Annotated in this window: 1 protein-coding gene (running past one end of the window); it reads left to right on the top strand. The window is 70.1% G+C overall.

Going from position 1 to position 17,265, the window contains the following annotated elements; genetic code table 11:
• The first annotated feature begins 17 nt into the window (after nt 1–17).
• A protein-coding gene (locus ON37_RS22610; protein ID WP_040722047.1) for a non-ribosomal peptide synthase/polyketide synthase crosses the window boundary here: on the top strand, nt 18–17,265 show its start. It continues 26,807 nt past the right edge of the window; only the first 17,248 of its 44,055 coding nucleotides appear in the window; it begins with the start codon at nt 18–20; its stop codon lies beyond the right edge, outside the window.

Here is a 17,265-nt window from a genome sequence, read left to right as displayed (position 1 = left end):
GGAAGTGAGGTTACGGGTTGGACCGGCTGGATTTCGGCGGAAACGGCGAAGCTGGCGGCGAGGTAACGCCCGCGGCAGGGTCCGGGGATCGGCTGTTCCCGCTGTCGCCCGCGCAACTCGGAATCTGGTATGCCCAGCACCTGGACCCCCAGGTGCCGATCACGATTGCGCAATACGTCGACCTGCCCGGTGAGATCGACGTCGAGCTGCTGACTCGGGCCAGCCAGGACGCGTCCCACGAGCTGGGCTCCGGCTTCGTCCGCATCGTCGAGCGCAACGGCGAACCGATGCAGTTCGTCGACCACGATCTCGGCACGGACGAGGTCGAACTGGTCGATCTGCGGGCCGAGTCCGATCCGGTCGCCGCCGCGCACCGATGGATGCGTGCCGACTACGGCCGTCCGCTCGATATCGTCGCAGACCGATTGGTTCGTTCCGCGGCGCTGCGGGTCGCCGACGACCGCTGGTTCTGGTACTCGCGTGCCCATCACATCGTGCTCGACGGCTTCGGCGCGATGAACAACATGAACCGGATCGCGGAGCTCTACACCGCCTACCGGTCGGGGACCGAACCCACGCCGAACAAGGCCACCGATCTGGCCACGCTGGTCGAATCCGAATTCGCCTACCGCGACAGCGCCCGCTTCGAGAACGACAAACAGTACTGGGCGCAGCGGGTCGCCGGTCTGGAGGAAGGCTCCAGCCTCACCGGCCGCAACGCCGCCCCGGCGCCGCTGAACACCGTGGTCGGCGCGGCGCTGTCGGATACCCGCAACGATCTGCTCGCCGCCGCGGTCGGCCGGCACGATTCGTCACCTGCGGCCCTGCTGATCGCCGGTTTCGCCGCCTACCTGGCGCAGTGGACCGGCGCCGAGGACGTCATTCTCAGCCTCCCGGTCACCGCGCGAACCACCGCCGCCATGCGCCGTTCCGGCGGTGCCACCTCGAACATCGTGCCGCTGCGACTGCATGTCGGGCACGACACCACCCTGACCGACCTGCTGAAGGCGGTGCAGGTCGAGGTGTCGGGTGCGCTGCGGCATCAGCGGTACCGGCACGAGGACATCCGCCGCGACAGCGCCGCCGCGGCGCTGGCGGCCGGTACCGGTGACGGTGTCGTCACCAAGGAGTTCTTCGGTCCGTGGGTCAACATCATGTTGTTCCAGGACGAGATCGTGCTGGACGAGATCCCGGGCCGGGTGCACGTGCTGTCCACCGGCTCGATCGAGGATCTGGGCGTCAACTTCTATCAGAGCCAGGGCGGGGCGAGCACTCGGATCGACTTCGAGGCCAACCCGAACCTCTACACCGAATCCGAAGCGCGGCAACATCATTCGCGCTTCCTGGAATTCTTCGACCGATTGCTGCAGGCGGACGGCGCCGACCGGCTGTGGACACTGCCGATCACCACGGCCGCGGAACTGGACGCCACCGTCGGGGCATGGAGCTCGAACCCGCACGAGGTCGCCTCGACCACTCTGCCGGATCTGCTGGACGCCGCCATCGCGCGGCACCCGGAGCGGATCGCCGTCGAATTCGACGGCGAGGCACTGACCTACGCCGAATTCGGCGCTCGCGTCAACCGGCTGGCCCGGGTGCTGATCGCCGACGGCGTGGGCCCGGAATCGCTGGTGGCGCTCGGTATGCGCCGCTCGCTGGACCTCGTGGTCGGGATGCACGCGGTGTTGCGGGCCGGTGGCGCCTATGTGCCGATCGACCCGGACCATCCGGCCGAGCGCACCGCCTACATCCTCGACAGTGCCGATCCGGTCTGTGTGCTGACCGCCGGCGAGGGGGAGCTGGAGCTGCCGGATTCGGTGCGGCAGTTGCGCATCGACACCCTCGACACCACGGGAATCGCGGACGCTCCGGTCACGGATGCCGACCGATGCGCGCCGCTGCGCCCGGCCCATACCGCCTACGTCATCTACACCTCGGGTTCGACCGGTCGCCCCAAGGGCGTGGCGGTCACCCATGACGCCATCGTCAACCAGCAGCTGTGGATGCTGCAGGAGTACGGCATCCACGCCGACGACGTCTACCTGCAGAAGACGGCGACCACCTTCGACGTCTCGCTGTGGGGTTACTTCCTGCCGTTGCTGGTGGGCGCGAAACTCCTCGTCGCCGATCCGGACGGGCACCGCGATCCGGTCTACGTCGCGCAGCTGATCGAACGGCACCAGGTCACGGTCACCGACTTCGTGCCCTCGATGCTGACCGTCTTCCTCTCGCACGTGACCGCGGGTCAATGTGATTCGCTGCGTGCGGTTTTCGTCATCGGTGAGGCGCTGCCGCCGGAGACCGGCGCGATGTTCCGCGCGGTGAATCCGGATGCGGGACTCTACAACCTCTACGGGCCCACCGAGGCCGCGGTGTCGGTGACGGCATGGGAGGTGGGCGAAGCCGATACGGTCACCGTCCCGATCGGTGTTCCGGAATGGAATGTCGATGTCTACGTGCTGGATTCGCGGCTGCGGCCCGCGCCGATCGGTGCTCCGGGTGAGCTGTATCTGGCCGGCCGGCAGCTGGCGCGCGGCTATCGCGGGCGCCCGGATCTGACCTCCGACCGATTCGTGGCGAACCCGTTCTCCGAGCACGGCGAACGGATGTACCGCACCGGCGACCTGGTGCGTTGGGTCCGTCGCAGTGTTGAAGGCGACCTCCGCGGGCCCTCCGTGGTTACGCAGGCTGCCGCCTCCGGGCCTGACGCTGCGGTCGCGGACGGGACCGGGGTCCTCGAGTACATCGGCCGCACCGACTTCCAGGTCAAGTTCCGCGGTCAGCGCATCGAGCTCGGCGAGATCGAGACCGATCTGCTGAGCCATCCGGCGGTGAGCCAGGCCGTGGTGCTGGTCGCCGATACCGCGACCGGCCAGCAGCTGGCGGCGTATGTCGTTGCGGCGCCGGGCTTTTCGGTGGACCCGGCCGAACTCACCCGATTCGTCGCCGACCATCTGCCCAGCTACATGGTGCCCGCGTCGATCATGGTGCTGGACGCCTTCCCGCTCAACACCTCGGGCAAGCTGGATCGGAAGGCCCTGCCGGAGCCCGTGTTCAGCGCGGACGCCGCCGGGTTCCGCGCCCCCCGCACCCAGGCCGAGGAGATCGTCGCCGGAATCTTCGCCGACGTGCTGAGCCAGCCGCGGGTCGGCGCCGACGACAACTTCTTCGATCTCGGCGGTAACTCGCTGGTCGCCACGCAGGTGGTCGCCCGGATCTCCGCCGCGTTCGGGATCGCGCTCGGGGTCCGGGCGCTGTTCGAGACCCCGACGGTCGCGGGGATCGCGGCCCGCGCCGAGGCGGCCGCGGATGCGGGCGCCGAGGACGGCGCCCTCGCGCGCCCGCCGCTGGTGGCACAGCATCGGCCCGACATCGTGCCGCTGTCGCCGGCGCAGCAGCGGATGTGGTTCATCAACCAGTTCGATCCGAGTGCGCCGACCTACAACCTGCCGTTCGTGGTGCGGTTGCGCGGCACCGTCGAGATCGACGCCCTGCGCAAGGCGCTGCTGGACGTGATGCAGCGGCAGGAGTCGCTGCACACCGTCTTCCCGGAATCCGGTGACGGTGGATACCAGCAGGTGGTGCCGATCGACGAGGTCGATTTCGTCATCCCGGTGCTGCCCATCGGCGCGGCCGAACTACAGGGCGCGCTGACCGAATTCGCCGCGATCGGCTTCGACGTCTCGCGCGAGCTGCCGATCCGGGTGCGCATCTATCGGATCACCGATTCCGGCGCGGACGCCGACGATTACGCGGTGGCCTTCGTGGTGCACCACATCGCCGCCGACGGCTTCTCCTTCGGCCCGCTGTCGCGCGATGTGGCCGCCGCCTACCTCGCTCGCACCAGCGGCGGGGCACCGCAGTGGGCGCCGCTGCCGGTGCAGTACATCGACTACACGCTGTGGCAGCGCCAGGTGCTCGGCGACGAGGACGACGAGGCTTCGGTCGCCGCGCGCCAGATCGAGTACTGGCGTTCCACGCTCGCCGGGCTGCCGGATCAGCTGGATCTGCCCACCGACCGCCCGCGGCCGGCGACGCAGAGTTTCCGGGGTAGCCGGATCGGGTTCGAGATCGACGCCGACCTGCACGCCCGCTTGTCGAGTCTGGCTCGGGCCCAGGGTGTTTCGCTGTTCATGGTGTTGCACGGCGCCCTGGCGACGTTGCTGGCGCGGTTGTCGGGCACCAGCGATATCGCGGTCGGCACCCCGGTGGCCGGTCGTGGCGAACAGGCCCTCGACGACCTCATCGGCATGTTCGTGAACACGCTCGTGCTGCGGTCGGAGGTCGACGGCGCCGAGTCCTTCACCGACTTCCTCGCCCGGACCCGGGACAACGACCTGTCGGCTTTCGCCCATGCGGATGTTCCGTTCGAGCGGCTGGTCGAACTGCTCAACCCCACTCGGTCCCAGGCGCGGCATCCCCTGTTCCAGGTGATGCTGTCGTTCCAGGAGATGTCGCACGCGGCCCTGGAGCTGCCGGGGCTGTCGATCACCGCCGAAGAACTCGAGATTCCGATCTCGAAGTTCGACCTGCAGTGGACCCTCACCGAACAGCGTGGCGGCCGCGGCGAACCCAGCGGAATCGCGGGCGCGGTGGACTTCGCGACGGATCTGTTCGACGCGGTCACCGTCGAGGCCTTCGCCGAGCGGTTCCTGCGCGTGCTGCGGGGCATCGCCGCCGATCCGGCGGTCGCGGTCGGTGATATCGATCTGCTCGGTGCGGCCGAGCGGACCGAGGTCTCCCGCACCTGGGTGACCTCGGCGCCCGATCGGGCCGAGGGCCGGTTCGCGAATCCCGATGCCACCCTGGTGGATCTGTTCGACGCCGTCGTCGCCGAATACGGCGATCGCACGGCGGTGATCTTCGACGAGCAGTCGCTGACCTATGCCGAGCTGGACGCGCGGGTGAATGCCGCGGCCCGGCGACTGATCGCCGGCGGCGCCGGCCCGGAATCGCTGGTGGCGGTGATCGCGCCGCGCTCGCTGGAGATGGTGATCGCGCTGCTCGCGGTGGTCAAATCCGGCGCCGGTTACGTCCCGGTGGATCCGACCTATCCGGCGGATCGCATCGCCTACATCCTGTCCGACTCCCGGCTGTCCGGCGTGATCGTCGATCCCTCGGCCGAGGTCGCGCCGCCGGCCGGCGTCCCGGTGCTGACCCTCGCCGAACTGTCCGACCTCGACGCCGCCGCACCCGGCGCCACCGCGCCGGTCACCGACGCCGACCGGCGGGCCCCGCTGCTGCCCGACAACGTCGCCTACGTCATCTACACCTCGGGCTCGACCGGCCGGCCGAAGGGTGTGGCGGTCGCCCATCGCAATGTGGTGCGGCTGCTGGCCAACACCGATGCCGACTTCGGCTTCGGATCCCAGGACGTGTGGACGATGTTCCACTCGTTCGCCTTCGACTTCTCGGTGTGGGAGCTGTGGGGGCCGCTGGCCTTCGGTGGCTCCCTGGTGGTGGTCGACTACTACACCTCGCGGTCGCCGGAACAGTTCCTGGAGCTGCTGCGCCGCGAACGCGTCACCGTCCTCAACCAGACGCCGTCGGCGTTCTACCAGCTTGCCGAGGCCGAGCGCAGCGCCGATGCGGCCGAACCGCTCGCGCTGCGGTACGTGGTGTTCGGCGGTGAGGCGCTGGAGTTGCGCCGGCTCGCGGATTGGGTTGCGCGGCACGGGGATTCGTCGCCGGTCCTGGTGAACATGTACGGCATCACCGAGACCACCGTGCACGTGACCTATCGGCGTCTGGACGCCGAGGCGATCGCGAATGCGGCGGGCAGCGTCGTCGGCCGCGCGATCGGCGGCCTGAGCGTGTATGTCCTCGACGACCGGTTGCGGCCCGCCCCGGTCGGCGTGGTCGGCGAAATGTATGTCGCCGGCCCACAGCTCGCCCGCGGCTACCTCGGCCGGCCCGATCTGACCACCGCCCGGTTCGTGGCGAATCCGCTGGCCGGGCCGGAGGCGCCGGGCTCGCGGCTGTACCGCTCCGGTGACCTCGCGCGCTGGAATCGCTTCGGCGAGTTGGAATATCTGGGTCGCGCCGACGACCAGGTGAAGGTGCGCGGTTTCCGGATCGAGCTCGGCGAGATCGAGGCCGCGGTGCTGGCCCAGCCGGGCGTGGCGCAGGCCGCCGTGATCGTGCGTGAGGACCAGCCCGGTGGCCAGCGCATCGTTGCGTATCTGGTGGCCGAGCCGGGCCACGAACTCGACACCGACGCCGTGCGCGACGGGGCGGGCGAGCTGTTGCCCGCCTACATGGTGCCGTCCGCGTTCATGGTGCTGGACGCGATCCCGCTGACCGTCAACGGCAAGCTCGACCGCCGGGCGCTGCCCGCGCCGCTGTTCGAGATCCGAGCCTTCCGCGCGCCCTCCACGCCGATCGAGGAGATCGTCGCCGGAATCTTCGCCGATGTGCTGGACCTGCCGCGGGTCGGTGTGGACGACGACTTCTTCGAACTCGGCGGCAACTCGCTGATCGCCACCCAGGTCGCCTCGCGGCTGGGCATCGCGCTCGACACCCGGGTGCCGGTGCGGATGCTGTTCGAGGCGCCCACCGTGGCCGCCCTCGCGGCCCGGGTCGAATCCCAGGCCGGTGACGGCGCCCGCAAGGCGCTGGTGGCCCGGCAGCGCCCGGCCGAGGTGCCGTTGTCGCTGGCGCAGCAGCGGATGTGGTTCTTGAACCGGTACGACACCACGTCGGCGGTCAACAACATCCCGGTCGCGATCCGGCTCTCCGGTGAACTCGACGTGGCCGCCCTGCAGGTCGCGGTCATCGACGTGATCGACCGGCACGAATCGTTGCGCACGGTGTTCCCGGAGACCGGCCGCGCGCCCGTGCAGGTGGTGCTCGACGCCGCGCAGATCGTTCCCGACCTGACTCCGGTGCCGGTCACCGAGGCCAACCTGATCGAGCATCTGGTCGAGCTGGCGTCGATGGCCTTCGACGTCACCAGCGAAGTTCCGCTGCACGCCAGCCTCTTCGAGATCAGCGAGACCGAGTACGTGCTCGGCATGGTGGTGCACCACATCTCCGCGGACGGCTGGTCGATGGGCCCGCTGGCCCGCGACGTGATGGTCGCCTACGCCGCGCGCACCAGCTGGGAACAGCCGACCTGGACCGAACTGCCGGTCCAGTACGCCGACTACGCACTGTGGCAGCGCGAGACGCTCGGTTCCGAAGACGACCCGAACTCGTTGATCTCCAAGCAGATCCAGTACTGGTCGAACGAACTCGCGGATCTGCCCGACGAATTGACGCTGCCCTCCGATCGGCCGCGCCCGGCGGTGTCGAGCTACCGGGGTGGTACGCACAGCTTCGTGATCTCGCCCGAGATCCAGTCGCGCCTGGCGGAACTGGGCCGTCAGCACAACGCCTCGCTGTTCATGGTCATGCACGGCGCGCTGGCCGTGCTGCTGGCCCGCATCTCCGGCACCTCCGATATCGCCATCGGCACCCCGGTCGCCGGTCGTGGTGAGGCCGCGCTCGACGACCTGATCGGCATGTTCGTCAACACCCTGGTGTTGCGGACGAACGTCGACGCCGGCACGAGCTTCGCCGAACTGCTGGCCGCCGCCCGCAACACCGACCTGCAGGCCTTCGCGCATGCGGATGTGCCGTTCGAGCGGCTGGTGGAGGTGCTCAACCCGGCGCGTTCGCAGGCGCGGCATCCGCTGTTCCAGGTGGCGCTGTCGTTCGAGAATCTGCCCGAGCGCAACTTCGAGCTGCCCGGATTGCGGGTCACCACCGTCGATTTCGACGTCGAGACCGCGAAATTCGACCTGGCCCTGACCCTGCGCGAGGCCGGTACGGTGAGCGAGACCGGCATGCTCGCCGAATTCTCCTTCGCCCGTGACCTTTTCGACGAGCCTACGGTGGCGACCATCGCCGAGCGGTTCGTCCGGTTGCTCGAGGCGATCACCACGGCGCCGCAGGCGCCCGTCGGTGATCTGGACATCCTGTCCGGCCGGGAGCGGGCGGAGCTGCTCGCGCGTTCCGGCGGCGCGGCCGTCCCACCGGCGACCCTGCCCGAGTTGATGTCGGCCGCGGTGGCGGCCAACCCCGACGGTCAGGCCGTGGTCTTCGAGGGCCGCGCGCTGACCTATGCCGAACTGGATGCCGCGGCGAACCGCCTCGCCCGCGTGCTGATCGCGCACGGCGCCGGCCCCGAGGTCGTGGTGGCGATCGCCGTGCCGCGTTCGATCGAATCGGTGCTGGCGCTGTGGGCGGTGGCCCGCACCGGTGCGGCGTTCCTGCCGGTCGACCCCGCCTATCCGGCGGACCGCATCGCGCACATGATCTCCGATTCCGGTGCGCTGCTCGGGATTACGATCGACGCCGAACGGGACGCGCTGCCCGCGCCGGCCGCCGGCGCCTGGCTGGCGCTCGACGATCCGGCCTTCGCGGCCGAGGTCGACCGGGCCGCCGCGGATCCGATCACCGACCGCGATCGCCGGTCCGCACTGCGTCCGGAGAACGCCGCGTACCTCATCTACACCTCGGGCTCCACCGGTCTGCCCAAGGGCGTGGTGGTCAGCCATCTGGGCTTGGCCAACTTCGCCACCCTGCAGGTCGAGCACTACGGCCTCGACCGCGATACCCGGGCGCTGGCCTTCGCCTCGCCGTCGTTCGACGCCTCGATCCTCGAGCTGCTGCTCGCCGTCGGTTCGGCCGGCGGTCTCGTGGTGGTGCCGCCGGGCACCTACGGCGGCGACGAACTCGGCGCCCTGATCGCGCGGGAGCGGGTCACAGTCGGCCTGATCACGCCGTCGGTGCTGGCGTCGCTGGATCCGGCGTCGCTGGCCGGCATGTCGGTCATCATCGCCGGCGGCGAGGCGCTGACGGCCGATCTGGTCGCGAAATGGTCGGTGCTGCCGCCGCATTCGGGTGGGAACACCAACGGTTCGCATCCGCCGGTGCGGCGCCGCTTCCACAACGCCTACGGCCCGACCGAGGCGACCATCGCCACCAACATCAGCGCCCCGCTGCGCGCGGGCGCACCGGTGACCATCGGTGGCCCGGTCCGCGGGATGCGGACGCTGGTCCTCGACAGCCGGCTGCATCCGGTGCCCGAGGGCGTGACCGGCGAACTCTACGTCTCCGGCATCCAGCTGGCCCGTGGCTACCACGCGCGCCCCGGCCTGACCGCCGAGCGCTTCGTCGCCGATCCGTACGGTCCGGCCGGCAGCCGCCTGTACCGCACCGGTGACGTGGTCCGCTGGCGGCGCGACGCCGCGGGCGCGCCCGCGGTGGAGTACGTGGGCCGCAACGACTTCCAGGTGAAGATCCGCGGTTTCCGCATCGAACTGGGTGAGATCGACGCGACCCTGACCAGTCACGAATCGGTCGATTTCGCGGTCACGGTGGGACATCGCGCCGACAGCGGCGCGACCGTCCTGGTGTCGTACCTGCGCGCGACGCCCGGGCACACCATCGACGTCGACGCGGTGTCCGCGTATGCGGCACAACGACTTCCGGCCTACATGGTGCCGACGGCACTGGTGGTGCTGGCGGAGATCCCGCTCACCCCGGCGGGCAAACTCGATCGCCGGGCACTGCCCGCGCCCGAACTCGCCGCGCGGGAATTCCGGGCACCGGCCGGTCCGATCGAGGAACTGGTCGCGAACATCTTCGCCGACCTGCTCGGTGTCGAACGCGTCGGCGCCGACGACGACTTCTTCGCCCTCGGCGGCAACTCGCTGATCGCCACCCAGGTGACGGCGCGGCTCGGTGCCGCGCTGGGTGTCGAGGTCGGCGTGCGGGCGCTGTTCGAGGCCTCGACCGTCGCCGGACTGGCGGCCCTGGTCGGGCTGCAGACGAGTACCGGTACGCGCCAGGCGTTGTCGCCGCGGCCGCGGCCGGAGCGTCCGCCGCTGTCGCTGGCACAGCAGCGGATGTGGTTCCTCAACCGGTTCGACACCGACTCGGCGGCGAACAACATCCCGATCGCCGTGCAGCTGCGCGGCGACCTCGATCCGGTCGCGCTGCGCGGCGCGGTGTCCGACGTCGTCGCCCGCCACGAATCGCTGCGCACCATCTACCCGTCGTACGACGGCATCGGCTATCAGCAGGTGCTGCCGGCGGCGGAGGCGGTGCCGGAGATCGAAACCGTCGAGCTGCACGATGCGCACGACGCCGGGGAGCTTGTCGCCTCGGTGACCGAATTCGCCGAACGCGGATTCGACGTCACCACCCGGCCTCCGCTGCGGATGCGCCTCTACCGTCGCGGCGCCGACGATCACGTGCTGGTGGTCGTCGCCCACCACATCGCCGCGGACGGCTTCTCGATGCGCCCGCTGGTGCGCGATCTGATGACCGCGTACCTGGCCCGCACCGCCGGGACGGTGCCGAACTGGCCGCCGCTGGCGATCCAGTACGTCGATTACGCGCTGTGGCAGCGTGACGTCCTCGGCTCGGAGGACGATCCGCGCTCGCTGATCTCCACCCAGCTGGACTACTGGCGGGAGACCCTGGCCGGTCTGCCCGACGAACTGCGACTGTCGAACCGGCCGCGGCCGGCGGTGGCGTCGTATGCGGCGGGCACGCACCGCTTCCAGGTTCCGGCTCATCTGGTCGAGGCGCTGAACCGGTTGGCGCGCGCCCAGCAGACCACCCTGTTCATGGTGGTGCACGGCGCCTTCGCCACCTTGCTGGCGCGGTTGAGCGGCACCGACGACATCGCCATCGGTATTCCCGTCGCGGGTCGTGGCGAGCAGGCCCTCGACGAGCTGGTCGGCATGGTGGTCAACACCCTGGTGCTGCGCGCCGAGGTCGACTCGACCGCCTCGTTCACCGACCTGCTGGCAGCAGTGCGGGAGCGGGATCTGGCCGCCTTCGCCCACGCGGGCGTGCCGTTCGAGCGCCTGGTCGAGGTCCTGAATCCGGCTCGATCCCAGGGCCGGCACCCGCTGTTCCAGGTGATGCTGACCTTCCAGAACACCGGCCCGAGCGCCCTGGAGCTGCCCGGACTGGCGGTGTCGGAGCTGCGCATCGATCCGCCCACGGCGAAGTTCGATCTGCAGCTGACCCTGACCGACAGCACCGAGCCCGGGGCCGAGACCGTCGGCATGGATGCCGAACTGGTCTATGCCACCGACCTTTTCGACGCGACCTTCGCCCGGACCTTCGCGGCGCGACTGCTGCGGGTGCTCGAGGCGGTCGCCGCGGATCCGGCGATCGTGGTCGGCGAGATCGAACTGCTCGACCCCGCCGAACGCGCGCTGCTGGTGCGGCATTGGAACGAGACCGCATTCGAAATCGATGCCGCCCTGCCGCGCACCTCCGGTGACGCCGCGCAGACGCTGATTTCGCTGTTCGAGGCGCAGGTGGCGCGCACCCCGGACGCACCCGCGCTCACGTTCGAGGGGACAACTCTGTCCTATGCCGAATTCGCCGAGCGGGTGCACCGCCTGGCACGGCACCTCGTCGCCGCGGGCGTCGGACCGGAGTCGGTGGTGGCGCTCGGGATGCGGCGCTCGATCGAGCTGGTGGTCGGAATCTACGCGGTGACCGCCGCCGGTGGCGCGTATCTGCCGCTGGATCCGGATCATCCGGCCGAGCGCATCCGCAACATCGTCGAGACCGCGCGGCCGGCGCTACTGCTGACCTCGACCGCCGACCGGATCGGTGACGCCTTCACCGACCTGCCCGCGGGCACCGCCGTGACCGCCGTCGACGAACTTGATCTGTCGCCGTATTCGACCGAACCGCTCACCGACGCGGACCGGCTGGCGCCGCTGCATCCGGCCGACACCGCGTACGTGATCTTCACCTCGGGTTCGACCGGCCGGCCGAAGGGTGTGGCGGTGCCGCACGCGGCGATCGTCAACCGCCTGGTGTGGATGCACGCCCAGTACGGGCTGGCCGCCTTCGACGTGGTGCTGCAGAAGACCCCGTCGACCTTCGACGTGTCGGTGTGGGAGTTCTTCTGGCCCTTGCAGATCGGCGCGCGGCTGGTGGTCGCGAAGCCGGACGGCCATCGCGACCCGGCCTATCTGGCGGAACTGATCGCGGCCGAGGGTGTCACCGTCGCCCACTTCGTGCCGTCGATGCTGGCGGTCTACCTGACCGCGCTGGGCGCCGACGCCGGGGCGGGCAGCACGTTGCGTCACGTCTTCGCCTCCGGTGAGGCGCTGCCGGCGCAGACGGCCCAGCAGTTGCGTGCCGTGACCGGCGCTCGGTTGCACAATCTGTACGGCCCGACCGAGGCCGCGGTCGACGTCACCTATCACGAGGTGGTCGACGCCGACACCACGACCGTGCCGATCGGCGCTCCCGTCTTCAACACCCAGGTCTACGTGCTGGATTCGCGGTTGCGGCCGGTTCCGGCGGGGGTCGCGGGTGAGCTGTATCTGGCGGGCGCGCAGCTCGCGCACGGGTACGTCGGCCGGGTGGATCTGACCGCGGATCGCTTCGTGGCCAATCCGTTCGGCACCGGTGAGCGGATGTACCGCACCGGTGACCTGGTGTATTGGAGCCCGGCGGCCGCCAACGGCGGTACCGGAGCCGGTGGCGAGCTGGTTTATCTGGGCCGCACCGACTTCCAGGTGAAGTTGCGTGGTCAGCGCATCGAACTCGGCGAGATCGAGTCCGCCCTGACCGCGATGGACGCCGTGGCGCAGGCCGTCGTGGTGGTGCGCTCCGACGATCGGCTCGGCGATCAACTGGTGGCCTATCTGGTCCCGTCCGTCGCCGACCTCGATATCGACGCGGTGAAATCCGGTCTGGCACAGCACCTTCCGGCCTACATGGTGCCGAACGCGTATGTCGTGCTGGACGAGCTCCCGCTCAACGCCTCGGGCAAGCTCGATCGTCGCGCCCTGCCCGCCCCGACCTTCGAGGCGAAGGTGTTCCGGGCGCCGACCACGTCGGTGGAGCAGACCGTCGCCGACACCCTGGCCGAGGTGCTGGGTGTCGAGCGGGTCGGCCTGGACGACGACTTCTTCGAACTCGGCGGCAACTCGCTGATCGCCACCCAGGTGGCCGCCCGCCTGGGCGCCGCCCTGGACACCGAGGTCGCGGTGCGGACGCTGTTCGAGGCGACCACGGTCGCGGCACTGGCCGCACGGGTGGAAACCCACGCCGGCGAGGGCGGCCGGGTGCCGCTGGCGCCGCGCACCCGCCCGGCGCTGGTTCCGCTGTCGCCGGCGCAGCAGCGGATGTGGTTCCTGAACCGGTTCGACAACCGCACCGCGGTGAACAACATTCCGGTCGCGATCCGGTTGACCGGCGAACTCGACGTCGCGGCGCTGACCGCCGCGGTGACCGATGTGCTGGCCCGGCACGAGGTGCTGCGCACCGTGTACCCGGCGGTCGCCGGCGTCGGCTACCAGCAGGTGCTGCCGGTATCCCAGGTCGCCCTCGACCTGACGCCGGAACCGGTGACCGCGGCCGAATTGCCCGCGCGCATCGAACAACTCGTCGGTGTGTTCTTCGACGTCACCACCGAGATCCCGTTCCGGGCGACACTGCTCGAACTCGGTGCGGACGAGCATGTCGTCGTCCTGGTGATGCACCACATCAGCAGCGACGGTTTCTCGCTGCGACCGCTGCTGCGCGATGTCGTCTCGGCCTACGCCGAACGCACCCGCGGGGAGGCGCCGGCCTGGACACCGCTGCCGGTGCAGTACGCCGACTACGCGCTGTGGCAGCACGAGGTCTTGGGCGACGAGAACGATCCGGAGTCCCCGGCCGCGCGCCAGATCGCGTACTGGAGCGCGCAGCTGCGCGATCTGCCGGATCAGATCGAGCTCCCGGCCGACCGGCCCCGCCCCGAGGTGGCGAGCAACGCCGGTGCGACCCATGGCTTCTCGATCGACGCGGAACTGCACGCCGCCCTGACCGAGCTGGCGCGCGCCCGCGGCGTGACGCTCTTCATGCTCGTGCACGCCGTGCTGGCCACCTGGGCGGCGCGGTTGTCGGGCACCGACGACATCGCGATCGGCACCCCGATCGCGGGCCGTGGTGAGGCCGCGCTCGACGATCTGGTCGGCATGTTCGTCAACACGCTGGTGTTGCGCACGCCGGTGCGTTCGGACGCGACCTTCACCGATGTGCTGGACGAGGTGCGCCGCACCGATCTGGCCGCCTTCGCGAACGCGGACGTGCCCTTCGAGCGGCTCGTCGACGTGCTCAGCCCGGTCCGGTCGCAGGCCCACCACCCGCTGTTCCAGGTGGCCTTGACCTTCGAGGCCGCCGGCCAGGCGGACGCGACCACGGTCGCCCTGCCCGGACTGAACCTCGACGTCGTCGAATTCGACGCCGGCACGGCCAAATTCGACCTGCAGCTGACCGTCGGCGAGAACGTCACCGGTGGCCTCGACCTGCTGTGGAACTACGCCACCGAGCTGTTCGATCCGGAGACGGTCGCGGCCTTCTCCGACCGGTTCGTGCGGATTCTGCACACCGTGGTCGAGGACCCCGCGGCCGTCGTGGGCGATATCGATCTGCTCGGTGAGGCCGAGCGCATCGACGTCGCCGATCGCTGGGTCTCCTCGGGCCGCGACAACGTCTCCGGACGCTTCGCGGACGAGTCGGCGACGCTGTCGGATCTGTTCGACGCCGTCGCGGCCGCGCACCCGGACCGGATCGCGGTGACCTTCGGCGACGACGACCGGCTCACCTACGCGTCGCTGGATCAGCGCGCCAACCAGCTCGCCCGCCGCCTCATCGACGAGGGCGCCGGCCCGGGCAGCCTGGTCGCGGTGATGTTGCCGCGCTCGGCCGATCTCGTGGTCGCGCTGCTGGCCGTCGTCAAGTCCGGCGCCGGGTACGTGCCGGTCGATCCGACCTATCCGGCCGAACGCATCGCGTACGTGCTCGAAGACTCGCGGCCGGTAGCGCTCGTGGTCGACGGTTCGGTGACCGTGGATCCGGACGGTCCGGCCGCCGAGATCGTCGCGGCCCTGCCGACCGTCCTGATGGACGATTACGGCATCGACGTCCCGGATATGGTCGACGCGGGGGAGACCCCGATCACCGACGCCGATCGCCTGGCGCCGCTGACGGCCGACACCGTCGCCTACGTCATCTACACCTCCGGATCCACCGGCCGGCCGAAGGGCGTGGCCGTCGAACACCGGAACGTGGTGCGGCTGTTCGCCAATACCGACCGCGAATTCGGATTCGGCGCCGACGACGTGTGGACGCTGTTCCACTCGTTCGCCTTCGACTTCTCGGTGTGGGAGCTGTGGGGCCCGCTGCTCTACGGCGGCCGCCTCGTGGTGGTGGACTACTACACCTCGCGCTCGCCGGAACAGTTCCTGGAACTGCTGCGGCGCGAGCAGGTCACGGTGCTCAACCAGACGCCGTCGGCGTTCTACCAGTTGGCCGAGGCCGATCGCAATGCCGCGCCCGCGGTCTCGCAGCCGCGCCCGAACGTGGTGGCGCCGCTGGCGCTGCGGTACGTGGTGTTCGGCGGTGAGGCACTGGAACTGCGCCGGCTCGCCGACTGGGTGGCTCGCCACGGCGACGGCCACGGCGCCGACGCCCGCCCGGGGTCGCCGAAGCTGGTCAACATGTACGGCATCACCGAGACTACGGTGCACGTCTCGCACCGGGTGCTGGATGCCGAAACCATCGCCACCGCAACGGGTTCGATCGTCGGCCGGGCCATCGCCGGGCTGCGCGTGTACGTACTCGACAACCGGTTGCATCCGGTTCCGGTCGGCGTCGCCGGCGAAATGTATGTGGCCGGCCCGCAGCTGTCCCGCGGCTACCTCGGCCGGCCCGATCTGACCGCGGTCCGGTTCGTCGCCGATCCGCTGGGTGCGCCCGGAACCCGCCTGTACCGCACGGGTGACGTCGCGCGCTGGAACCGGTTCGGTGAACTGGAATACCTCGGCCGTGCCGACGACCAGGTCAAGGTGCGTGGCTTCCGCATCGAACTCGGTGAGATCGAGGCCGCGGTGCTGGCCCAGCCGGGAGTCGCGCAGACCGCCGTGGTGGTGCGCGAGGACCAGCCGGGCGATCAGCGCATCGTCGCCTACCTGGTGCCCGACGGCGGCGCACCCGATCTGGACGCGGTCCGCGCCGGAGCGGCCGAGCTGCTGCCCTCCTACATGGTGCCCGCGGCCTTCGTGGTGCTCGACCGAATTCCGTTGACCGTCAACGGGAAACTGGATCGCCGGGCGCTGCCCGCCCCGGCCGTGCAGGCGCGGGCGTTCCGGGCGCCGCAGACCCCCGTCGAGGAGACGGTGGCCGCGGTGTTCGCCGACGTCCTCGACCTGGACCGGGTCGGGCTCGACGACGACTTCTTCGACCTCGGCGGTAACTCGCTGATCGCGACCCGGGTCGCGGCCCGGATCTCCGACGCGCTCGGCGTCCCGGTCGCGGTGCGGTCGCTGTTCGAGGCCTCCACCGTGGAGGCGCTGGCCGCCAAGGTCGAATCGCATACCGGTGGTGAGGCCCGGCAGCGTCTGGTCGCGCGGCCGCGGCCGGAGCTGGTGCCGCTGTCCTACGCCCAGCAGCGGATGTGGTTCCTCAACCAGTACGACACCTCCGCGGCGGCCTACAACCTGCCGCTGGCGATCCGGTTGTCCGGTGAATTGGACACCGCCGCACTGGAATTGGCGATCTTCGATGTGATCCGCCGGCACGAGTCGCTGCGCACCCGGTACCCGGAGCACGGCGGCACCCCCACCCAGTTGGTGGTTCCGGCCGAACGGATCCCGCTGGATCTGCGTGCCTACCGCATCGACGAGGCCGAGCTGACCAGTGCGCTGGCCGAGTTCGCCGCCATCGGATTCGATGTGGCCGAGCAGGTTCCGCTGCGCGTGCGCCTGTTCGAGGTGCATCCGGACGAGCACGTGCTCGTGGTCGTGGTGCACCACATCGCCGGTGACGGTATCTCGATGGGGCCGTTGGCTCGCGACGTGATGACCGCCTACACCGCACGCACCCAGGGTGGCGCGCCGGGTTGGGCGCCGCTGGCCGTGCAGTACGCCGACTTCGCGATCTGGCAGCGCGAGGTCCTCGGCACGGAGGACGATCCGGAGTCGGTGCTGGCCCGGCAGATCGCCTACTGGCAGCAGGCGCTCGACGGTGTTCCCGACGAGCTGTCCCTGCCGACCGACCGGCCGCGCCCGACGGTGGCCTCGCATCGGGGCGCGACGTTGCGCCGCACCCTCTCGCCGGAACTGATCTCGGCGCTGGAAGAGGTTGCGCGGCAACGCGGTTCGTCGTTGTTCATGGTCGTTCACGGTGCGCTGGCGGTGCTGCTGGCCCGGCTGTCGGGTACCGACGACATCGCGATCGGTACGCCGATCG

This window comes from Nocardia veterana NBRC 100344 (assembly GCF_000308855.1).
In the GTDB taxonomy this organism is placed as follows: Bacteria; Actinomycetota; Actinomycetes; order Mycobacteriales; family Mycobacteriaceae; genus Nocardia; species Nocardia veterana.
The sequence above is the reverse complement of the archived record's forward strand: the minus strand, read 5'-3'. Positions and strand labels throughout refer to the sequence as shown.